Origin of the sequence: Pseudomonas sp. PA-6-3C, from assembly GCF_021605825.1 — a bacterium.
In the GTDB taxonomy this organism is placed as follows: domain Bacteria; phylum Pseudomonadota; class Gammaproteobacteria; order Pseudomonadales; family Pseudomonadaceae; genus Aquipseudomonas; species Aquipseudomonas edaphica.
In genome coordinates this window covers 19,394-41,362 of sequence record NZ_WKDV01000045.1, presented here as the reverse complement: position 1 = coordinate 41,362, position 21,969 = coordinate 19,394, and the positions used below count along the sequence as shown (strand labels likewise).

General features: G+C 61.0%; 17 protein-coding genes and 2 pseudogenes. 13 read left to right on the top strand and 6 right to left on the bottom strand.

The annotated features are described in order from the left end of the window. Positions 1–170 precede the first annotated feature (170 nt). The 13 genes and pseudogenes from GIW48_RS24690 to GIW48_RS24630 all read left to right on the top strand — a co-directional run bounded on the left by GIW48_RS24690 (position 171) and on the right by GIW48_RS24630 (position 15,748). On the top strand, positions 171–1,580 hold the full coding sequence (locus GIW48_RS24690) for an amino acid permease (protein WP_017138609.1): 1,410 nt from the start codon (positions 171–173) through the stop codon (positions 1,578–1,580). 15 nt (positions 1,581–1,595) lie between these two features. Further along, positions 1,596–2,801, top strand: coding sequence for an imidazolonepropionase (hutI, locus tag GIW48_RS24685; RefSeq protein ID WP_017138608.1), 1,206 nt, complete (start codon positions 1,596–1,598; stop codon positions 2,799–2,801). Between the two features lie 11 nt (positions 2,802–2,812). After that, positions 2,813–3,613, top strand: coding sequence for an N-formylglutamate deformylase (gene hutG / locus GIW48_RS24680; protein ID WP_017138607.1), 801 nt, complete (start codon positions 2,813–2,815; stop codon positions 3,611–3,613). Positions 3,614–3,829: 216 nt separating this feature from the next. After that, on the top strand, positions 3,830–4,765 hold the full coding sequence (locus GIW48_RS24675) for a choline ABC transporter substrate-binding protein (RefSeq protein WP_170039045.1): 936 nt from the start codon (positions 3,830–3,832) through the stop codon (positions 4,763–4,765). Between the two features lie 154 nt (positions 4,766–4,919). Further along, a complete protein-coding gene (locus tag GIW48_RS24670; protein ID WP_236461250.1) occupies positions 4,920–5,849 on the top strand; it encodes an alpha/beta hydrolase in 930 nt (309 codons plus the stop codon). 104 nt (positions 5,850–5,953) lie between these two features. Beyond that, positions 5,954–6,925 (top strand): prolyl aminopeptidase, encoded by a 972-nt coding sequence (gene pip / locus GIW48_RS24665; RefSeq protein ID WP_017138604.1) that lies wholly within the window; start codon positions 5,954–5,956, stop codon positions 6,923–6,925. Next, entirely contained in the window at positions 6,922–7,359 is a 438-nt protein-coding gene (gene dtd, locus GIW48_RS24660; RefSeq protein WP_236461247.1) for a D-aminoacyl-tRNA deacylase, read from the top strand. The genes pip and dtd overlap by 4 nt, the downstream gene beginning before the upstream one ends. Before the next feature lie 323 nt (positions 7,360–7,682). After that, a complete protein-coding gene (locus tag GIW48_RS24655) occupies positions 7,683–9,371 on the top strand; it encodes a glucan biosynthesis protein G (RefSeq protein WP_170039139.1) in 1,689 nt (562 codons plus the stop codon). Further along, positions 9,364–11,939, top strand: a pseudogene (mdoH, locus tag GIW48_RS24650) (glucans biosynthesis glucosyltransferase MdoH); the annotation flags it as partial. The gene GIW48_RS24655 and the pseudogene mdoH, both read left to right, overlap by 8 nt. A gap of 180 nt (positions 11,940–12,119) precedes the next feature. Continuing rightward, positions 12,120–12,920, top strand: a complete 801-nt coding sequence (locus GIW48_RS24645; protein WP_138452866.1) for a transporter substrate-binding domain-containing protein — start codon at positions 12,120–12,122, stop codon at positions 12,918–12,920. A 220-nt stretch (positions 12,921–13,140) separates the two neighbouring features. Further along, positions 13,141–13,938 (top strand): transporter substrate-binding domain-containing protein, encoded by a 798-nt coding sequence (locus GIW48_RS24640; protein ID WP_056860639.1) that lies wholly within the window; start codon positions 13,141–13,143, stop codon positions 13,936–13,938. Between the two features lie 123 nt (positions 13,939–14,061). Beyond that, a complete protein-coding gene (locus GIW48_RS24635) occupies positions 14,062–15,021 on the top strand; it encodes an amino acid ABC transporter permease (protein ID WP_017138598.1) in 960 nt (319 codons plus the stop codon). Then, positions 15,014–15,748, top strand: a complete 735-nt coding sequence (locus GIW48_RS24630; protein ID WP_017138597.1) for an amino acid ABC transporter ATP-binding protein — start codon at positions 15,014–15,016, stop codon at positions 15,746–15,748. Before GIW48_RS24635 ends, GIW48_RS24630 begins: the two co-directional genes overlap by 8 nt. A gap of 162 nt (positions 15,749–15,910) precedes the next feature. Here the strand turns inward: GIW48_RS24630 and GIW48_RS24625 are convergent, their stop codons facing one another. The 6 genes and pseudogenes from GIW48_RS24625 to tatB form a co-directional block, all read right to left on the bottom strand. Next, complete coding sequence (locus tag GIW48_RS24625; RefSeq protein WP_099549482.1) at positions 15,911–17,818, bottom strand: methyl-accepting chemotaxis protein; 1,908 nt, start codon at positions 17,816–17,818, stop codon at positions 15,911–15,913. Positions 17,819–17,955: 137 nt separating this feature from the next. Further along, complete coding sequence (locus tag GIW48_RS30010; protein ID WP_407073964.1) at positions 17,956–18,669, bottom strand: methyl-accepting chemotaxis protein; 714 nt, start codon at positions 18,667–18,669, stop codon at positions 17,956–17,958. 144 nt (positions 18,670–18,813) lie between these two features. Then, positions 18,814–19,872: pseudogene (locus GIW48_RS30005) on the bottom strand (methyl-accepting chemotaxis protein); the annotation flags it as partial. 193 nt (positions 19,873–20,065) lie between these two features. Continuing rightward, positions 20,066–20,773, bottom strand: a complete 708-nt coding sequence (locus GIW48_RS24615) for a 16S rRNA (uracil(1498)-N(3))-methyltransferase (protein ID WP_058422360.1) — start codon at positions 20,771–20,773, stop codon at positions 20,066–20,068. Further along, positions 20,770–21,561, bottom strand: a complete 792-nt coding sequence (gene tatC, locus GIW48_RS24610) for a twin-arginine translocase subunit TatC (protein WP_017138593.1) — start codon at positions 21,559–21,561, stop codon at positions 20,770–20,772. The genes GIW48_RS24615 and tatC overlap by 4 nt, the downstream gene beginning before the upstream one ends. After that, on the bottom strand, positions 21,558–21,959 hold the full coding sequence (gene tatB, locus GIW48_RS24605; RefSeq protein WP_017138592.1) for a Sec-independent protein translocase protein TatB: 402 nt from the start codon (positions 21,957–21,959) through the stop codon (positions 21,558–21,560). The genes tatC and tatB overlap by 4 nt, the downstream gene beginning before the upstream one ends. Between the last annotated feature and the right edge of the window lie 10 nt (positions 21,960–21,969).

The following is a 21,969-nucleotide window of genomic DNA, read 5'->3' as shown; positions in this document are numbered from 1 at the left end:
CAGTTGAAACATGTGTGACTGACATACGATCGTTCCCACGCTCTGCGTGGGAATGTTGCCCTGGACGCTCCGCGTCCGCTTTAAGAGTCGTGACGCGGAGCGTCACAGGATGTGTTCCCACGCGGAGCGTGGGAACGATCTTCTCCTCATAAAAATAATAGGGACGAGAAATGCACCAGCAAGAAAAGGGTTTGAAACGCGGGTTGAGCGCCCGACATATTCGCTTCATGGCACTCGGTTCCGCGATCGGCACCGGGTTGTTCTATGGTTCCGCCTCTGCCATCCAAATGGCCGGCCCTGCCGTGCTGCTGGCCTACCTGATCGGCGGCGCTGCCGTGTTCATGGTGATGCGTGCTCTCGGTGAAATGGCCGTGCACAATCCGGTGTCAGGCTCCTTCGGCCAGTACGCCAGCACCTACCTGGGGCCTATGGCCGGGTTTGTGCTCGGCTGGACCTACGCATTTGAAATGATCATCGTCTGCCTCGCCGACGTCACCGCCTTTGGCATCTACATGGGCTTCTGGTTTCCCGAGGTCGCGCGTTGGGTCTGGGTGCTGGGTATCGTGTTTTTGATCGGCGGCCTGAACCTGTGCAACGTCAAAGTGTTTGGCGAAATGGAGTTCTGGCTGTCGCTGCTCAAGGTCGGCGCGATTGTGGCGATGATCCTCGGCGGCTTTGGCATCATGCTGTTTGGCATTCATTCTGCTGGCGAAACCCAGGCCAGCGGCTTGAGCAACCTGTGGGCCCACGGCGGCTTCATGCCTAACGGCATTGGCGGCCTGATCGCCTCGTTCGCGGTGGTGATGTTTGCGTTTGGCGGCATCGAAATCATCGGCATCACCGCCGGTGAAGCCAAAGACCCGCAGCGCGTGATCCCCAAGGCGATCAATGCGGTGCCGCTGCGCATCCTGCTGTTTTACGTGCTGACCCTGTTTGTGCTGATGGCCATCTACCCGTGGCCACAGATTGGCAGCCAGGGCAGTCCGTTCGTGCAGATCTTCAGCAACCTTGGCATCGGCTCGGCAGCGACCATCCTCAATATCGTGGTGATCTCGGCCGCCGTCTCGGCCATCAACAGCGACATTTTTGGCGCCGGCCGCATGATGTATGGCCTGGCCCAGCAAGGGCAGGCGCCCAAGGGTTTTGCGCAGCTGTCCAAGCAAGGCGTGCCGTGGATGACCGTACTGGTAATGGGCGCGTCGTTGCTCGGCGGCGTGGTGCTCAACTACCTGATCCCGGAAAACGTGTTCCTGTTGATCGCCTCGATTGCCACTTTCGCCACCGTGTGGGTGTGGCTGATGATCCTGTTTACCCAGGTTGCCATGCGCCGCTCGATGACCAGGGAACAGGTGGCCGAACTGAAATTCCCGGTGCCGTTCTGGCCGTATGCGCCAGCGGCGGCCATTGTGTTCATGCTGTTCGTGTTTGGCGTGCTGGGTTACTTCCCGGACACCCAGGCCGCTTTGCTGGTCGGCGCCGTCTGGATCGTGTTGCTGGTCCTCGCCTACCTGCTGTGGGTCAAGCCCGCTGCCGGGCAGGGGGCCAAGGTCCATTACGACCCGGCTTTGTCTCATCGATAACTTAGGGAGGCGTTGATGAAAACGCTTTGGCAACACTGCCACGTCGCAACTATGGCCCAGGGCAAATACTCGATCATCGAGGATGCCGCCATGGTCACCGCGGGTTCGCTGATCGAGTGGATCGGCCCCCGCAGCCAGGCGCCAGTGGCGGATTACGCCCAGGTGCATGACCTGCAAGGCGCGTGGGTCACCCCCGGGCTGATCGACTGCCACACCCACACGGTGTTCGGCGGCAATCGCAGCGGTGAATTCGAGCAGCGTCTTGAAGGCGTGAGCTACGCCGAAATCGCCGCCAAGGGCGGCGGTATTGCCAGCACCGTGCGCGCCACCCGTGCCGCCACGGAAGATGAATTGTTTGCCAGCGCTGAAAAGCGCCTGCGCAGTTTGCTGCGTGACGGCGTGACCACGGTGGAGATCAAGTCCGGCTACGGCCTGGACCTGGCCAACGAGCGCAAGATGCTGCGGGTTGCGCGGCGCCTTGGCCAGGTGCTGCCGGTGAGCGTGCGCGCCACGTGCCTGGCGGCTCACGCGCTGCCGCCGGAGTACAAGGATCGCGCTGACGACTACATCGACCACATCTGCACCGAGATGCTCCCGGCGCTCGCGGCCGAAGGGCTGGTGGATGCGGTAGACGCCTTCTGTGAGTACCTGGCGTTTTCCACCGAACAAGTGGAGCGTGTATTCAAGGTCGCCCAGCAGTTGGGCTTGCCGGTGAAACTGCACGCCGAGCAGTTGTCCTCTTTGCACGGCTCCAGCCTGGCGGCGCGTTACCACGCACTGTCGGCGGACCACCTGGAGTTCATGACCGAAGAAGACGCCATCGCCATGGCCGCGTCCGGCACTGTCGCGGTGTTGCTGCCGGGCGCGTTCTACTTCCTGCGTGAAACCCAGTTGCCGCCGATGGATGCGCTGCGCAAGCACGGCGTGAAAATCGCCATCGCCAGTGACCTCAACCCCGGCACCTCGCCGGCGCTGTCGGTACGCCTGATGCTGAACATGGCCTGCACCCTGTTCCGCATGACCCCGGAAGAAGCCTTGGCCGGCGCCACGCAACATGCGGCCACCGCGCTGGGCATGGGTGACACCCACGGTTCGCTGGAAGTGGGCAAGGTCGCGGATTTCGTCGCCTGGCAGATTGATCGCCCCGCCGACCTGGCTTACTGGCTGGGCGGCGAGCTGGATAAACGCGTCGTGCGCCATGGCGTCGACGTCACCGTCTGAGGAGTATTGTTGTGGATAAGGTTCTGAGTTTCAAACAAGGCCGTGTGCCGCTGCTGATCAGCATGCCCCACGCGGGGTTGCGCCTGACGCCTGCGGTCGAAGCCGGGCTGATCCCCGAGGCGCAAAGCCTGCCGGACACCGACTGGCACATCCCCACGCTGTATGACTTTGCCGAGGCATTGGGCGCCAGCACCTTGTCGGCCGAGTACTCGCGGTTTGTGATTGACCTGAACCGGCCGTCCGACGACAAACCGCTCTACGCCGGCGCCACCACCGGGCTGTACCCGGCGACCCTGTTCGATGGCGTGCCGTTGTTCCGTGAAGGGCAGGTGCCGTCCGAAGAAGAACGCGTAACCTACCTGCAAAAAATCTGGGGCCCGTACCACCGCACCCTGCAAGAAGAGCTGGCGCGCCTCAAGGCCGAGTTCGGCTACGCCTTGCTGTTTGATGCGCACTCGATCCGCTCGGTAATCCCGCACCTGTTCGACGGCAAGCTGCCGGACTTCAACCTCGGCACCTTCAACGGCGCGGCGTGTGACCCCGAGCTGGCCAGCCAGCTGGAAGGCATCTGCGCTCAGCATCCGCAGTTCACCCATGTGCTGAACGGGCGCTTCAAGGGCGGGCATATCACTCGCCACTATGGCGACCCGGCGCAGGATATTCATGCGGTGCAGTTGGAACTGTGCCAGAGCACGTATATGGAAGAGGTTGAGCCGTTCCGGTATCGCCCTGATTTGGCTGCGCCGACCCAGGTTGTGTTGAAGCAGTTGCTGGAAGGGTTGTTAGCCTGGGGGCAGAAGCGCTACGGCTGATATCGCTATCGCAGGCAAGCCAGCTCCCACATTTGGATGTATTCACAGATCAAAATGTGGGAGCTGGCTTGCCTGCGATGGGGCCTTCCGGGTCGCCCCAGTGCAACTGCCGGTCGCCACAGTTCGTGTCAGCACAGGTTCCGCTGGGTAAGGTTGTGGGTACGGCGCACCAGACGCCACTTCCCACAATAAAAGCTGCCCAGTGAGACCTCATCCATGAAAAGACTGTTGTTGATCCTCACCGGCGCGGCTTTGATCAGCGCCAACGCCATGGCCGCAGAACCTGCATCCTGTAAAACCATCCGCATGGGCGTGGTCAGCTGGACCGACGTCATCGCTACCTCAGGCATGGCCGACGTGCTGCTCAATGGCCTGGGCTACGACAGCAAGCAGACCAGCGCGGTGCAGCAGATCATTTTTGCCGGCATCCGCGACAAACGCCTGGATATCTTCCTCGGCTACTGGAAACCGGCGATGGATAACAACATCTCGCCGTTCCTGGCCGCCAAGCAGGTCAAGGTGTTCGACACGCCCAGCCTCGCCGACGCCCAAGCCACCCTGGCCGTGCCGCAATACGTGGCGGATGCCGGGCTGAAGACGTTTGCCGACATCGCCCGCTTCAAGGACAAGTTGGGCGGCAAGATCTACGGCATCGAGCCGGGCAGTGGCGCCAATACCGATATCCAAAAGATGATCGACACCAACCATTTCGGCCTGGGCGGCTTCAAACTGGTAGCTTCCGGTGAAGCGGGCATGCTCGCAGCGGTGCAGCGAGCGGTGAACCGCAAGGAGTTCGTGGTGTTCGTCGGCTGGACCCCGCACCCGATGAACATCAATATGAAAATGGCCTACCTCACCGGCAGTGAAGATGTGTTCGGCCCGAACGAAGGTCGCGCCACGGTTTCCACCGTCACCGCGCCGGACTTTGGCGAACGCTGCCCTAACGCCAACCGCCTGCTGGCAAACCTGACCTTCACCGCCGCCCAGGAAAGCCAGTTGATGGTGCCGATCATGGAGCGCCAGTCGCCGCAGGAGGTGGCCAGGCAATGGTTGCGTGACCACCCAGAGGATTTGCAGCGCTGGTTGGCCGGGGTCAAGGCGTTTGATGGCAGCGATGGCGTGGCGGCAGTGCAGGCCAGCCTCAAACCCTGAAAACACCGCCGGGCAAAAAATGCGGGAGCTGCGGTGCGACGATTCGACTGGCCTGCGATAGCGGTGTATCAGTGAATGAAGAGGTGACTGACACACTGCTATCGCAGGCAAGCCAGCTCCCACGTTTAGATCTCCATTCTCAGGGATATTGAGCATGTATCCGATTTCAGCGCAGCTTGCCGCCTTCATCGCCAAAACCGAATCCTTCACCAGTGACGACTCTTCGCTGGCGGGCTTGCGCCATAACTACGACCGTATGTGCCAGGCCTTCACGCCACCGAAGCCTGAAGGGCTGCAACTGTCGGACTTTTCCCTGGGCGGTGTAGGCGTGCGCAGTTACCTACCCACGGCGCCAGCGCCGACGGAGGGCTGGCCCTGTCTCCTTTATATGCACGGTGGCGGCTGGGTGGTCGGCGGGTTGGACTCCCACGACTTTATCTGTTTCGAACTGGCGAGCGCGTTGCAGGTCCTGGTGATCGCCATCGACTACCGTCTGGCGCCGGAGTACCCGTTCCCGGCGGCCTACCAAGACTGTCGCGCCGTATGGCAGGCAATCCAGGCCGCGCAGGGGCCGCACACCATCAACCTGCAACGCCTGGTGGTGATGGGCGACAGCGCGGGCGGCAATCTGGCGGCGGCGCTGTGCCTGGGGCTGCGCGACGACGGCCAGTCGCTGCCCGTGGCCCAGGTGCTGATTTACCCCGGCCTGGGCGGGCCTGCCGATTTGCCCTCGCGGCGTGACTGCATGGACGCGCCGCTGCTCAGTACTGCCGACACCGACTGCTACCTGGCAATGTACCTGCATGCTGCGCGCACGCCATCGGCCTATGCCATGCCTTTGTTGGCCGAGTATTTCGGCGGCTTGCCCAAGGCGTTGATCGCCGTGGCCCAGTTCGACCCGTTGCGCGATGACGGCATGCTCTATGCCGAACGGCTGCAACAGGCCGGTGTGCCCGCCGTGCTGTATCCCGGCAAAGGTCTGGTTCACGGTTGCTTGCGCGCACGCGGCCAGGCCCCGGAGGTGGATCAGCTTTATAACTATCTGCTGCATTACCTCAGGAGCGAAGGGCTGACACAGGTCTAAGTATTCAAGGACATGCTCATTGCACAATTCGGGTTTATGATGCCAGACGGCAAGAATAATAGACGTCCCCTCAGGGATGAACCCGACACCCTATGGAGCGCGCAATGCAGACTTGGTACCCGCAGATCAAACCCTACGCCCGGCACGATCTGGCAGTCGATGACACCCACACGCTGTACGTCGATGAAAGTGGCTCCCCCGAAGGTTTGCCTGTCGTCTTCATCCATGGCGGCCCCGGCTCCGGTTGCGATGCCCAGAGCCGCTGCTATTTCGACCCGAACCTGTACCGCATCGTTACCTTCGACCAGCGTGGCTGCGGGCGTTCCACGCCGCGCGCGAGTCTTGAAAACAACACCACCTGGGATCTGGTCGCCGACCTCGAGCGCATCCGCGAACACCTGGGCATCGACAAATGGGTGCTGTTTGGTGGTTCCTGGGGCTCGACCCTGTCGCTGGCCTATGCGCAAAGCCACCCTGAGCGTGTGCATGGTTTGATCCTGCGCGGCATCTTCCTGGCCCGCCCGCAGGATATTCACTGGTTCTACCAGGAAGGCGCGAGCCGCATGTTCCCGGATTACTGGCAGGACTACCTTGCCCCGATCCCGGCGGACGAGCGCCACGACATGGTTGCCGCCTACCACAAGCGCCTCACCGGCAACGACCAGATCGCCCAGATGCACGCAGCCAAAGCCTGGTCCGGCTGGGAAGGGCGCATGCTCGGCCTGTGCCCGAGCCCTCAGCACGTCGAGCGTTTTTCCGAGCCGCAGCGCGCCCTGTCGATTGCGCGTATCGAGTGCCACTACTTCACCAATAACTCTTTCCTGGAGCCCAACCAGCTGATTCGCGATATGCACAAGATCGCCCATCTGCCTGGCGTCATCATCCATGGCCGCTACGATATGATCTGCCCGCTGGACAACGCCTGGGAGCTGCATCAGGCCTGGCCCAACAGTGAGCTGCAGGTGATTCGCGAGGCTGGCCATGCGGCATCCGAGCCGGGCATCACCGATGCGTTGGTGCGTGCGACCGGCGAGATGGCACGGCGCCTGCTTGATCTGCCGCCAGAAGAAGCATGAAGGGCCTGTTGCAACGGGTGCGTGGCGCCCGGGTCGAGGTGGCGGGTGAAGTCGTAGGCTCGATAGACCAGGGATTACTGGTGCTGGTCGCCGTGGAACCTTCAGATACGCCCGAGAGTGCCGACAAACTGTTGCACAAGCTGCTTAACTATCGGGTGTTCAGCGACGATGAGGGCAAGATGAACCTGTCCTTGAAGGACATTGGCGGTGGTTTGCTGCTGGTATCGCAGTTCACCCTGGCGGCGGACACCAAAAGCGGGTTGCGGCCCAGCTTCTCCACAGCGGCCCCACCGGCCCTGGGAGCCGCGCTTTTTGAACACTTGTTGTTACAAGCGCAACAATTGCATGGCAAGGTGGCATCGGGGCGTTTTGGCTCTGATATGCAGGTGCATTTGGTCAATGATGGCCCTGTGACCTTCCTCTTACAGACATGAATGTATTAAAAACGACTTTAATGCCTAAAAACGCAGGGTTTCGCTACAAATACTTCGTTGTCCCTGATGCGTTGTTTCGCGGGCTACTAGATAATCGCGCGCTATGGGGATCAGCGTAAATTGGTCCATTTTTGACTTAGGTAGAGACTTGTCCGACGGCCTTTGGGGAATCATTTTGACCCAGAGGAGTCGGAACAATGCTCGCCAACCTGGCATATAGATAGCTGGCCGTTGGTTTTTTGATCTGTTTTCGGCGAGGGTTGCTCGTGATTGTTAGTCCCTGTAATGCACCAAAATTGTCTGCCAAACGGTTACGAAACGCACTGGTAACGGGCTCTGCCCTGTTTTGCCTGTTCGGGGCGGGTCAACTGTGGGCATTCAGTCTGGATGATGTGTCGGCCAAGGCAAAAGAGCTGGCCGGGCAGAAATACGAAGCTCCGCGCAGCAATCTGCCGAACGAATTTCGCGAAATGAAATTCGCGGACTATCAGAAGATTCGTTTCCGCAACGAAAAAGCCGAGTGGGCCGATCAGAACACGCCATTCAAGCTGTCCTTCTATCACCAGGGCATGCACTTTGACACGCCGGTGAAAATCAACGAAGTGACCGCCGACAGCGTCCAGGAAATCAAGTACGACCCAAATCGTTTCGATTTCGGCGACGTGAAATTTGATCCTAAAGCCACCGAACAGCTGGGTTATGCCGGTTTCCGTGTGCTGTACCCGATCAACAAGGCCGACAAGCAAGACGAAATCATGACCATGCTCGGCGCCAGCTACTTCCGCGTCGTCGGCAAAGGCCAGGCCTATGGCCTGTCGGCCCGTGGCATGGCGATCGACACTGCATTGCCGTCCGGTGAAGAATTCCCGCGTTTCACCGAGTTCTGGATTGAGCGCCCAAAACCGGGCGAGAAACAGCTGGTGATCTTCGCCCTGCTGGACTCGCCACGCGCAACCGGCGCCTATCGCCTGACCCTGCGCCCGGGCACCGACACCATTGTCGACGTCAAATCCCAGATGTTCCTGCGTGACAAGGTCAGCAAGCTGGGCATCGCCCCGCTGACCAGCATGTACTTGTTCGGCGCAAACCAGCCGTCCAAGGTGCTCAACTACCGTCGTGAATTGCACGATTCCAGCGGCCTGTCGATCCATGCCGGCAATGGCGAGTGGATCTGGCGCCCTCTGAACAACCCTAAACACCTGTCGGTCAGCAACTTCGCCGTTGAAAACCCGCGTGGTTTCGGCCTGCTGCAACGTGGCCGCGACTTCAGCCACTACGAAGACCTGGACGACAACTACGACAAGCGCCCAAGCGCCTGGATCGAACCTGAAGGCGACTGGGGCAAGGGTTCTGTCGACCTGGTAGAGATTCCGACCGCCGACGAAACCAACGACAACATCGTTGCGTTCTGGAGCCCGGCCGAGCTGCCGAAAGTCGGCGAGCCGCTGGACGTCAGCTACCGCCTGCACTGGACCATGGACGAGAAAGACCTGCACCCGGCCGACAGCGCCTGGGTCAAGCAGACCTTGCGCTCCACCGGTGACGTGAAGCAATCCAACCTGATCCGCCAGCCTGACGGCAGTGTGGCCTACCTGGTGGACTTCGAAGGCCCGTCCCTGAAGAACCTGCCACCGGATGCGCCAGTACGTAGCCAGGTGAGCGTGGGCGACAACGCCGAAATCGTTGAAAACAGCGTGCGCTACAACGAGCACACCAAAGGCTGGCGCCTGACCCTGCGCATGAAGATCAAGGACGCAGGCAAGCCCACCGAAATGCGTGCCGCGCTGGTTGAGGACATCGTGAAGCCTGAGCCTGAGAAGGTTTCGACCCAGGTGCTCAAGGCCGACAAGCTGCTGGCCAAGCAACACGAAAAACAGGCCAGGAAAGACGCCAAGGAAGCGAAAGACAAGGACGCCAAGCAGCCAGAGGCTGCCCCCGCCAATCCGGAGCCGGAAAAGACCGAACACGTCCTGACCGAAACCTGGAGCTATCAGTTGCCTGCCGATGAGTAATTCTCAAGCCACGCCAGAGACCCTGTCCGAGTACCTGGCGCACCTCCCGATGACCGCAGAGCAGCGCGCCGAACTGGCGGGCTGCACCTCCTTCAGCGAGCTGCACGAACGCTTGTCGTCAAAGACTTTCGACGCACCCACCGAGGCCGCCCAAGCCTCGGTCGGCCGCCGGTTGACGCTCAATACCGCCGAAGAGCTGCAAGACGCCGAGATGCTGGCGCTTGACGCCAACGGCCGGGTTTGCCTGAAGGCCACGCCGCCGATCCGTCGGACCAAAGTGGTGCCGGAGCCATGGCGTACCAATATCCTGGTGCGTGGTTGGCGCCGGATGACCGGTCGCACCAACCCTCCGGCCCCGCCGAAGGATGAGCGCGTACTGCCGGCAGCACGCTGGCGTACCGTGGGTTCGATCCGTCGCTATATCCTGCTGGTGCTGATGCTCGGCCAGACCATTGTGGCCGGCTGGTACATGAAAGGCATCATGCCGTACCAGGGCTGGTCGCTGGTCGACTTCGACGAAATCCGCAACCAGACCCTGCTGCAAACGGCCACCCAGGTGCTGCCTTACGCCTTGCAAACCAGCATCCTGATCATGTTCGGGATTCTGTTCTGCTGGGTCTCGGCCGGTTTCTGGACCGCGCTGATGGGCTTCCTGGAGCTGCTGACCGGCCACGATAAATACCGGATCTCCGGTAAAAGTGCTGGTGACGAGCCGATTCCAAAGGATGCCCGCACCGCGCTGGTGATGCCGATCTGCAACGAAGACGTGCCCCGGGTATTTGCCGGCCTGCGCGCTACTTTCGAATCGGTAGCCGCCACTGGCGACCTGGACCGTTTCGATTTCTTCGTGCTCAGCGACAGTAACGAAGCCGATATCTGCATCGCTGAACAGCAAGCCTGGCTTGATGTGTGCCGCGAAGCCGGTGGTTTCGGCAAGATCTTCTATCGCCGCCGTCGCCGTCGCGTAAAGCGCAAGAGCGGCAACCTCGACGACTTCTGCCGTCGCTGGGGCGGTGAATACAAGTACATGGTGGTGCTCGACGCCGACAGCGTGATGAGTGGTGAATGCCTCACCAGCCTGGTGCGCTTGATGGAAGCCACGCCGGATGCCGGGATCATCCAGACCGCGCCACGTGCGTCGGGCATGGACACCCTGTATGCGCGCATGCAGCAGTTCGCCACCCGTGTTTATGGCCCGCTGTTTACCGCTGGCCTGCACTTCTGGCAGTTGGGTGAATCCCACTACTGGGGTCACAACGCCATCATTCGTATGAAGCCGTTTATCGAGCACTGCGCCCTGGCGCCGTTGCCGGGTAAAGGCGCGTTTGCCGGTGCGATCCTCTCCCACGACTTCGTTGAAGCCGCGCTGATGCGCCGTGCCGGCTGGGGCGTGTGGATTGCTTATGACCTGCCGGGCAGCTACGAAGAACTGCCGCCGAACCTGCTGGATGAACTCAAGCGTGACCGTCGCTGGTGCCACGGCAACCTGATGAACTTCCGCCTGTTCCTGGTCAAAGGCATGCACCCGGTGCACCGTGCGGTGTTCCTGACCGGCGTGATGTCCTACCTGTCGGCGCCGTTGTGGTTCTTCTTCCTGGTGCTGTCGACGGCGTTGCTGGCGGTGAACACCTTGATGGAGCCGCAGTACTTCATGGCGCCACGCCAGCTGTACCCGCTGTGGCCACAATGGCACCCGGACAAGGCGGTGGCGCTGTTCTCCACCACCATCGTGCTGTTGTTCCTGCCTAAATTGCTCAGCATCATCCTGATCTGGGCCAAGGGCGCGAAAGAGTTCGGTGGCAAGTTCAAGGTGACCTTGTCGATGCTGCTGGAGATGCTGTTCTCCATGCTGCTGGCGCCGGTGCGCATGATCTTCCACACCCGTTTCGTGCTCGCCGCGTTCCTGGGCTGGGCTGCGACCTGGAACTCGCCGCAGCGTGACGACGACTCCACGCCATGGAGCGAGGCAGTCAAGCGCCACGGTCCACAGACCCTGCTGGGCTTTCTGTGGGCACTGTTGGTGGTGTGGTTGAACCCAAGCTTCCTGTGGTGGCTGATTCCGATCGTCGGCTCGCTGATGCTGTCGATTCCGGTGTCGGTGATCTCCAGCCGGGTCAAGCTGGGCCTCAAGTCTCGCGACGAGAGCCTGTTCCTGATCCCTGAGGAATACAACCCGCCGCAAGCTTTGCTGTCGACTGAGCAATACACCCACGAAAACCGTTGGCACGCCCTCAATGACGGGTTTGTGCGCTCGGTGGTCGACCCGCAGCAAAACGCCCTGGCCTGCGCCCTGGCGACCTCGCGTCACCGTGAGGCGGAGCCCATCGAGCACTTGCGTCAGGAACGTGTGCGCCACGCGCTGAAAGTCGGCCCCGCCGGCCTCAACAACGGCGAGCGCCTGGCATTGCTCAGCGACCCGGTAGCCTTGGCTCGCCTGCATCAGCAGGTGTGGACTGAAGGTCACGCCGAGTGGCTCGGTGCCTGGCGTGCTTCGGTCAAGGCTGATCCGCACGCGCCATTGCTGCCGCTGCAACCGCTGTCTTCCCAGGCCCAACCGGCCTGATTCCGACGCCCCCGAGGGCTCACCTCGGGGGCGTTAGATGCGCTGGTCCTACAGCGTTTAGAACATCTTCTTGGTAACGCTAACCCCTTGTTATTTCGAAACAAAAGACCTTTGTTCGAAGCGTATTGCCGTGCCTGTCGCTGGGGTAGCATCGCCCCCAAATTGACTAGGTCGCAGGGGGATTAATGATCAAAAGGTATTGTTTGGCGGTGCTGAGCGGCGTCATCGCATTGATTTACGCAGGCTGGTTGAGCGCTGGTGCCCTCGATGAGGCGGTTCGACGCGGTGTGCTTAAAGTCGGCACCACGCCCACCTATGTGCCCTTTGAAATGAAGGACAAGCAGGGCCGCATCGTCGGTTTCGAAATCGATTTGCTGCAGGCGATGAGCCGCGCGTTGGGCGTCGAGCTTGAACTGGTCGCGGTGCCGTATACCGAGTTGTTGCCGGGGCTGATGGCGAAGAAGTTCGACCTGATCGGCAGCGGCATGACGGTGACGCAGGAGCGCAACCTCAAGCTGAACTTCAGCGACTCCTTTATTGTGGTCGGCCAGACCGTGCTGCTGAACCCCAGCCTGGCCGGCAAGATTGCCAGCATCGAAGATCTCGACGAGGCGGGTTACCGCATCGCCGCGACTGAAGGCACGACCGGCGAAGCGGCTGCGCAGCGGTTTTTGGGCGCGGCGCGCCTGAGCACTTTTACCACGCCGGAAGAAGGCGTGCGCCAAGTGGTCGAGGGCAAGGCCGACGCCTTCGTCCATGACGCACCCTACAACCTGATTGCGCTGGCCAGGCCGGAAAACCACCGGCTCTTTGCCCTTGAGCAGCCGTTTACCTTTGAGCCTCTGGCGTTTGGCCTGAAAAAAGGCGACTACGACAGCCTCAACTGGATCAACCACTTCCTCAATCAAATTGCCCAGGATGGCACCTACGATCGGCTGCACGACAAGTGGTTCAAGGACACGGACTGGATGGCGGAGATCGACTAAGCGTCATAACTGCTTACACATCAATGAATTGCCGGCCTGTTGCGCTGATGTGTCTAGCCCCTGCGCAGTGATGCACCATTGTGGGGCTTTTGCGACATGCGCCGATAACATTTACCCGTGAAACCTTTGTGACGGGCAACGAGTGGGTTAGGATCGCACCCCGAATGGGTGCAGCCCTTTTGCGCGCCGGCCTTATAAGAATCTTTCAGGGGACTTGATGATGAAAAAGTATCTTTCGATGCTGATGCTCGGCGTCACCGCGCTGGTCGCGGCCACTGCGGCGCATGCGGGCGCCATCGACGATGCGGTCAAGCGCGGCACGCTGAAAGTCGGCATGGACCCGACCTACATGCCGTTCGAGATGACCGACAAGCGCGGTGAAATCATCGGCTTTGAAGTCGACATTCTCAAGGCCATGGCCAAGTCCATGGGCGTCAAGCTGGAGTTGGTGTCCACCGGCTATGACGGCATTATCCCAGCCTTCCTGACCGGCAAGTTCGACATGATCGGCAGCGGTATGACCCTGACTCAGGAACGCAACCTGCGCCTGAACTTCAGCGAACCCTTCATCGTGGTCGGCCAGACCCTGCTGATTCGCAAGGACCTGGAAGGCACGATCAAGTCCTACAAAGATTTGAACGACGAGAAATACCGCCTGACCTCCAAGCTCGGCACTACCGGCGAGATGGTTGCCAGGAAACTGATCTCCAAAGCCAAGTACCACGGCTATGACAACGAGCAGGAAGGCGTGCTGGACGTGGTCAACGGCAAGGCCGATGCCTTTGTGTATGACGCACCTTACAACGTGGTCGCCGAGAAGAAAGTCGGTAATGGCAAGCTGGTGTTCCTGGAAGAACCCTTCACCTTCGAGCCCCTGGCGTTCGGCCTGAAAAAAGGCGATTACGACAGCCTCAACTATATCAACAACTTTCTGCACCAGATCCGCAACGACGGCACCTACGATCGCATCCATGACAAGTGGTTCAAGAGCTCCGAGTGGCTCAAGGACATGGAATAAGGGCTGACACCGAGTCGACTTCATCGCAGGCAAGCCAGCTCCCACAGTTGAAATGCGTTCCCTTGTGGGAGCGGGCTTGCCCGCGATGACGGCATGCCAGGCGATACATCTTCGGAAAGTGAAATGAAACAGAAAAAAGCCCAATGGCCCTGGCACCTGCTGACCGTGGTCGTGCTGGTTGGCCTGGCCGGCGCGTTGTACTACGCCACCTCGTTGATGTCCTACGAGTGGCGCTGGAACCGCGTGCCGCAGTACTTCGCCTATCAGGCCGAAACCTCCCAGCGCGCCGCCGACATCTCCACTGTCATTGAGCTGGTGCGCAAAGGCGATGTGGCCGAAGTCACCTTGCGCAACGACGCAGGCGCCGAGCAAAAGCTGACCGTGGCCGACAACAGCCTGCAAGTGTCACGTGGCGATGACGTGGCCGAAGGCGATGTTATTGGCGTAACCCGGCATTGGGCGCTGGGCCCGCTGATGTGGGGCTTGTGGACGACCTTGTGGTTGTCGGTGGTCTCCGGAATCCTCGGCCTGGCGATTGGCCTGGCAACCGGCTTATGCCGTTTGTCGAGCAACCCGACCTTGCGCGATCTGTCGACGATCTACGTCGAACTGGTGCGCGGTACGCCGCTGTTGGTGCAAATCTTTATTTTCTACTTCTTCATCGGCACGGTGCTCAACCTGTCCCGCGAATTCGCCGGTATTGCCGCGTTGTCGCTGTTCACCGGCGCCTATGTGGCGGAAATCGTCCGCGCCGGCGTGCAGTCCATCACCCGTGGTCAGAACGAGGCCGCCCGTTCCCTGGGGTTGAGCGCCAGCCAGTCGATGCGTCATGTGGTGTTGCCGCAAGCGTTCAAACGCGTGCTGCCGCCATTGGCTGGGCAATTTATCAGCCTGGTGAAAGACACTTCGCTGGTTTCGGTGATCGCGATTACCGAGCTGCTTAAAAGTGGTCGTGAAGTGATCACCACCTCGTTCTCGCCCTTTGAAATCCTGTTCTGTGTGGCAGGCCTGTACCTGCTGATCAACCTGCCGCTGTCGAAAATGGCCAGCCGGCTTGAGCGGAGGCTCGCGCAAAGTGATTGAAGTCCGCGATCTGGTAAAAGTCTTCGACACCCGTGGCCAGGTGGTGCGCGCGGTAGACCACGTGACCACCCAAGTCGCCAAGGGCGAAGTGCTGGTGGTGATTGGCCCGTCAGGTTCAGGCAAGTCCACGTTCCTGCGCTGCCTTAACGGCCTGGAAGAGTTCGACTCGGGCTCGGTGAGCATCGATGGCCTGCAACTGGCCGACCCGAAAACCGACGTGAATGCCTACCGCCGTGAAGTCGGCATGGTGTTCCAGCACTTCAATTTGTTCCCGCACATGACCGTGCTGGAAAACCTGTGCCTGGCGCAAAAAGTCGTGCGCAAACGCGGCAAGCAAGAGCGTGAAGCCAAGGCTTTGGCACTGTTGGAAAAGGTCGGTATCGCGCAGAAGGCCAACGAGTTTCCATCACGCTTGTCCGGCGGCCAGCAACAACGGGTAGCCATTGCCCGTGCGTTGGCCATGGAACCCAAGGTAATGCTGTTTGATGAGCCCACCTCGGCGCTGGACCCGGAAATGGTCGGCGAAGTGTTGGACGTGATGAAGACCCTGGCCCTGGAAGGCATGACCATGGTCTGCGTCACCCACGAGATGGGCTTTGCCCGTGAAGTGGCAGACCGCGTGCTGTTCTTCGACCACGGCAAATTGCTCGAAGATGCGGCCCCGGCCGAGTTCTTCGATGCGCCCAAAGACCCGCGCGCCCAAGCGTTCCTGCGCCAGGTTCTGTAATTGAAGGCCGAGCTTCCTGTGGCGAGCGAGCTTGCTCGCGCTGGGGCGCGAAGCGGCCCCAACAAAATCACCGCGATTTATCCAGCAGAACGCGTTGGCAGGTTTTAGGGCTGCTTCGCAGCCCAGCGCGAGCAAGCTCGCTCGCCACAAGGGCCGTGAGTATCAAAGCCTGAATTTGCCCACGAGCGTCTGCAAATCCAGGCTCAATCGGGTCAACTGAACACTCGCAGCGGCCGTTTCCTCACTGGCCGCAGCGGTTTGTTCGGTGACATCGCGCACCTTCAGCACACTGCGATTGATCTCTTCCGCTACCGCACTTTGCTGCTCGGCGGCGGCGGCAATCTGCGGGTTCATTTCCTGGATGATCGACACGGTACGCGTAATCGCTGCCAAGGCATCGCCGGCATCGCGGGTCAGGCCGACGCTGTTGTCGGTCAGGCTGCGGCTGTTGTCCATGATGTCCGCGACCTGCTGGGTGCCGGTATTCAGGCCGAGAATCAAACCTTCAATTTCTTCGGCGGATTCCTGGGTGCGCTGGGCCAGGCTGCGCACTTCGTCGGCCACTACCGCAAAACCCTGGCCGGCACTGCCCGCACGCGCCGCTTCGATGGCAGCGTTCAGGGCCAGCAGGTTGGTTTGCTGGGACACTGATTTGATCACGTCGAGCACGCTGCCGATTTTCTGGCTTTCATGTTGCAGCGCAATCATCGCCTGGCTCGAACGCGCCATCTCATGGGCCAGGTGCCCGATTTGCTCGACGGCCTGGGTCACCACTTTTTCGCCGGCGCTGGCCTCCTGGTCGGCTTCATTGGCCGCGACGGAAGCCTGCTCGGCATGCCGGGCGACCTCCTGGGCGGTGGCGAGCATTTCATTCATCGCCGTGGCCACTTGATCGGTTTCCTCCTTCTGGTCATTGACCCCGGCGCGGGTCTGCTCGGTGACGGCTGATAGCTGCGTTGCGGCACTGGCGATCTGCCGGGCGCTGTCGCCGATACCGCTGATCAGGTTGCGCAGGTTGCGGGTCATTTGCCCGATGCTCTGCTGCAACTGGCCCAGTTCATCGCGGCGGTCCTCTTGAATGTCTCGACTCAGGTCGCCGTCAGCAATGCGGTGGGCGGCGGTGAGGATCGCGCGTAAAGGCACGACTATTTGCCGCGCGATCCACCAGGCGGCCAGTACACCGAGTAGCAAGGCCGCCACGGTGACGCTCAGCAGTCGTGTGTGGGTCTGCTCGGCTTCGCTGTCACGCTTGCTGTTCTGGCCGTCACTCAGTTGATGGCTTTGCTCGCGTAAATCATTGAGTTGCTGTTCAAAGCGGTTTTGCAGGGTTTCGGTGTTGAGCTGTGCGTCCTTGAGCTTGGTCAATTGTTCGCGATAGTTGGCCAGGTCGGCTTTGAGCAGGGCCGCGTCCACGGGCAGTGCGGTCACCGCTGCTTGTGCCACGTTCAGGGCTTCGAGCGCCTGGGTGAGTGCGTCGGTGTAGGCTTGCAGCGACTCGGCCGCCCAGGCGGGGCTTTGGGCGCGATCTTCGGCCTGCTCCATGGCCTGGCGCAGGTTTTCGATAGCATCCAAAGCCTTTTCGTCTTCCTGGTTCGGTAAGTCGCTGGCGAACTGGGCGAGAGTATCGCTGGCTTGCAACGCGGTTTTCTTGAGGGTCGGGCGGATGCTTTCGCGTTGCTCGATCAAAGCGGGCAAGGCCGCCAGCGCTGTCTTGAAGCTCGCCACCAAGCGTGTTGCTTCCTGCAGTCGCTGCAAGTCGGCCGGGTGTTTGAGGCGGCTTGAAAGGTCGGCCAGATGCTGGTCGATCTTTTCGGTCTGCGTGTTCATTTTGGCCAGGCTGCTGGCGTCCGTCAGGGTCCGGTACACGATCCTGTCGGCGCGCATGGACTCGGCGTCCAGGGCCAATTGCCCCAGGATCGCCAGGCTGTGTGAGCGATAAAGCACGTCGTTCAAGGCCTGCCAGCCGGTCGCGGCAATCAGGATGCTTAACATCAACACTTGGCCGAAACCCAGTGCGAGTTTGAGACGGACGCTGGCGTTGACCAGCAAGCGGGTCAGCCGAGGAAACATGGTGAACCTCCAAATCTGAGGAAGCATTTCGCAACAGCTGAAACGCTAAATCGATTCGAGGTTGTGGCGGGCTGATAACCGCGTAGGAAATTTCACAAGTTACGGCGGCCTTGCTCTGGCCGCCGTGTGGGGGCGGGTCAGATGCGGAAGCGCCCGACCAGAGACTGCAAATAGATCCCCAAGCGTGCCAGTTCGGCACTCGATGCGGCAGTTTCCTCACTGGCCGAGGAGGTCTGCTCAGACACGTCGCGCACATTCAACACGCTGCGGTTGATCTCTTCGGCCACAGCGCTTTGTTGCTCGGCGGCAGTGGCGATCTGCGAGTTCATCGCCTGAATGGTTGAGACCGTGCGCGTGATATTGCTCAGCGCGTTGCCGGCACGTCGGGTCAGCTCGACGCTGCTGTCGGTGAGCCCCCGGCTGTTGTCCATGATGGTCGCCACCTGCTGAGTGCCGTTTTGCAGGCCGACGATCAGCTCTTCGATCTCCTCGGTGGACTTCTGTGTGCGCTGGGCCAGGCTGCGCACCTCGTCGGCCACCACCGCGAAGCCGCGACCGGCTTCACCGGCACGCGCCGCTTCAATCGCCGCGTTCAGCGCCAGCAGGTTGGTTTGCTGGGCGACAGACTTGATCACATCGAGCACGCTGCCGATCTTGTCGCTTTCGCGCTTGAGATCGCCCATGGCCACCGTGGAATTACCGACCTCGGTAGCCAGGCGCTCAATCTGCGCGATGGCCTCACCGACTACCTTGTCGCCTTCACGGGCCTGTTGGTCCGCTGCAACGGCAGCTTCGGAGGCTTCTTCGGCGTTGCGCGCCACTTCCTGCACGGTGGCGGCCATTTCGTTCATGGCGGTGGCCACTTGGTCGGTCTCAACCTTTTGGCTGTTAACCCCGGCGCTGGTCTGTTCGGTCACGGCCGACAGTTGTTCGGCAGCGCTGGCAATCTGGGTGACACCGTCGCTGATACCGCCGATCAACTCGCGCAGGCCCAGGGTCATGCTCTGCATGGCGCGTTGCAGTTGGCCCAGCTCGTCCTGGCGGGCGGAGTTGAGGTTATGGCTCAGATCGCCCGAGGCCACACGCTCGGCGACTGTGAGGGTCTGGTTAAGCGGGATCACGATCTGGCGGGTGATAGCCCAGGCGGCGAGAATGCCGAAGATCAGCGCCAGCACGGTGGCCAGCAGCAACAGCTGTTTAGCCTGCGCGGCATCGGCATCGCGCACGGCGGTCTGGGAGGTGGTGAGTTTTTCGCTGTGCCCCAGCAGGATATCGCCTTGGGCGGTCATGATTTTCAGCGCGGCGGCGCTGGCCACTTGGGAGTCACGGTACTGGCTGACCGCGGCGCGGTAGGCTTGCAGTGACACGCCGGCCTCTTGCAGGTTGGCCTGGTATTGCTCAGGCAGCTTGCCTTGCAGGTCAGTGATTTTCTTCAGGGCATTGTCGATGGCATCCAGGGCTGGTTGCTCGGCCTCGGTCTTGCCGCTGTAGGTATAACCGCGCACCTGGAAGCGCGACTGTTGGATCAACTTGCTCAGCTCGACCACGCTGTTGAACTGCGTGACGCTGTCGCCTTGCAGCAGGCTCGCTTCGATTTCATTGATCTTGGCCACGGCGTTGTCGGCGGTGTCGCCGAGTTTGCTGCGTGCACCCTCACGCTTGAGGCCGGCCAGGACCATTGTGCCAAAGGCTTTTTTGTATTGGCCCAAGGCTTCCAGCTGTTGCTCTACCAGGGCTTTGTCGCCGGGTTGTTCAATCAGCGTTTGGGCGGTTTTGAGGCCATCGTCCAGTTGCTTCAGCAGACCGTTGACGGCATCGGTGCCTTGTTCGCCCCGGCGCATTTCAAAGTCCAGGCGCGCCAGGCGCAGGTCTTTGGTCAGGCCGTTGAGGCTGGAGATAAAGCCCAGTTTGTCGCCGCGACTGATCACGTCGCCCAAGCCGGTCCAGCCGGTGAAGGTGATCAACAGCGTCAGGATCAACACCAAGCCAAAGCCTATGCTCAGCTTGCGATTGACGCTCACATTCCCCAGTTTTTCGGCTAACCAACGATACATGCTGCGATCTCCTTTGGAACAAGGCTTGGACTTATTCAGAGGCTATCGGCAGCGTAGGAAATTTCTGTAGGTGCTCAGGACCAATGTGGGAGCTGGCTTGCCTGCGATGCAGGCACCTCGGTACATCAGGCATACCCAGGTGATGCAATCGCAGGCAAGCCAGCTCCCACATGTTTTCGGGGCGGGTCGGGGTTCAGAACAACCGGGCGAGTAGGGCGGTCACGGCGGTTTCTACGCGCAGGATGCGCGCACCCAGTTGCACCGGTTGCAAGCCGGCCTTGGCCAACAGCTCCACTTCGTAGGGGATCCAGCCGCCTTCCGGGCCGATGGCCAGGGTCACCGGTTCGTCCAGTCCACGTGGGCAGGCCGGGTAATCGCCGGGATGGCCGATAAGGCCCAGAGTCCCTGCGGTCATGGCTGGCAGGCGGTCTTCGACGAACGGCTTGAAGCGCTTTTCGATGCTGATCTCGGGCAGCACCGTGTCCCGTGCCTGCTCCAGGCCGAGGATCAGTTGCTCGCGAACGGCCTCCGGTTCCAGGAACGGGGTTTGCCAGAAGCTTTTTTCGACCCGGTAACTGTTGACCAGCACCACCTTCGGCACGCCCATCGCCGCCACGGTTTGCAGCACCCGGCGCAGCATCTTTGGACGCGGCAGGGCCAGCAGCAGGGTCAGCGGAAGTTTGGTCGGTGGCGGCTGGTCGAAGCTCACGTGCAGCTCGGCTTCACCGGCTTCCAGGCGCAGTAATTGCGCGTTGCCCATTAACCCGCCGATTCGCCCGACCCGCAGGTTGTCGCCCACCACCGCGCGGTGGACTTCCTGCATATGCACCAGGCGCCGATCACGCAGGATCACCCGGTCGGCCGCGATAAAGTCGGCCCCCTCAAGCAACAGCAGGTTCACGGGTGCGTCGCTGGCGGCTGGTCGTCGTCGACGGGTTGGTCATCCGGGTGGTCGCCACGCTTGCTGATCAGGCTGCCAAACAGGATGCCGATCTCGAACAGCATCCACATCGGCACGGCCAGCAGGGTCTGCGAGAAAATGTCCGGCGGCGTGAGGATCATGCCGACCACGAAGCAGCCGATGATCACGTAGGGGCGCACTTTCTTCAGGTATTTGACGTCGACCACGCCGATCCACACCAGCAGCACCACGGCAACCGGGATTTCGAAGGCCACGCCAAAGGCGAAGAACAGCGTCATCACGAAATCGAGGTAGCTGGTGATGTCGGTCATCATTTCGACGCCGGCCGGAGTGGCGGCGGCGAAGAATTTGAAGATCAGCGGAAACACCAGGAAATACGCGAAGGCCATGCCGGTGTAGAACAGCAGGATGCTCGACACCAGCAACGGCACCGCAATGCGCTTTTCATGCTTGTACAGGCCCGGCGCAATAAAGCCCCAGATCTGGTGCAGGATCACCGGGATCGCCAGGAACAGCGAGACCATCATGGTCAGCTTCAACGGCGTCAGGAACGGTGACGACACGTCGGTGGCGATCATCGTCGCGCCGGCCGGCAGGTACTGGCGCAAGGGCGTGGAGACGAAGGTGTAGATCTGCTGGGTAAAGGCGAACAGCCCGGCAAAGATGATGAAAATGGCCGCTACGCAACGCAGCAGGCGGGTCCGCAGCTCGGTGAGGTGCGAGACCAGCGGCATATGCTGGTCGTTTTCCGGTTTATCAGCGCTCATGGGGCTCGCGGCGGCAATGTAGGGTCATGGGGAGCGGGCGACGCCACGGGCGTCGGCGCTGGCTCAGTCGGGGCGGGCGCGGTTGGCGATGCTTCGGCGGCCGGAGCAATGCTGTTTTCGGGCACAGGTTCCACCGGTTTGGCGGGCTCCTGAACCGGCGACAGAATCTTGCGCGCCTCCTGCTCCAACGACAGGATATGTTCGTTGTGCAGCTGGCGGCGGATCTCGTCGGCGCCGATTTCCCGTTCAACTTCCTGTTTGATGGCGTTGAAACTGCGTTTCAGGCGCCCGATCCACAGGCCGGCCGTGCGTGCGGCACCGGGCAGGCGTTCCGGCCCCAGTACCAGCAAGGCCACGAGGCCGACGAGCAGCAGTTCAGAGAAGCTGATACCAAACATTAGTCAGTGC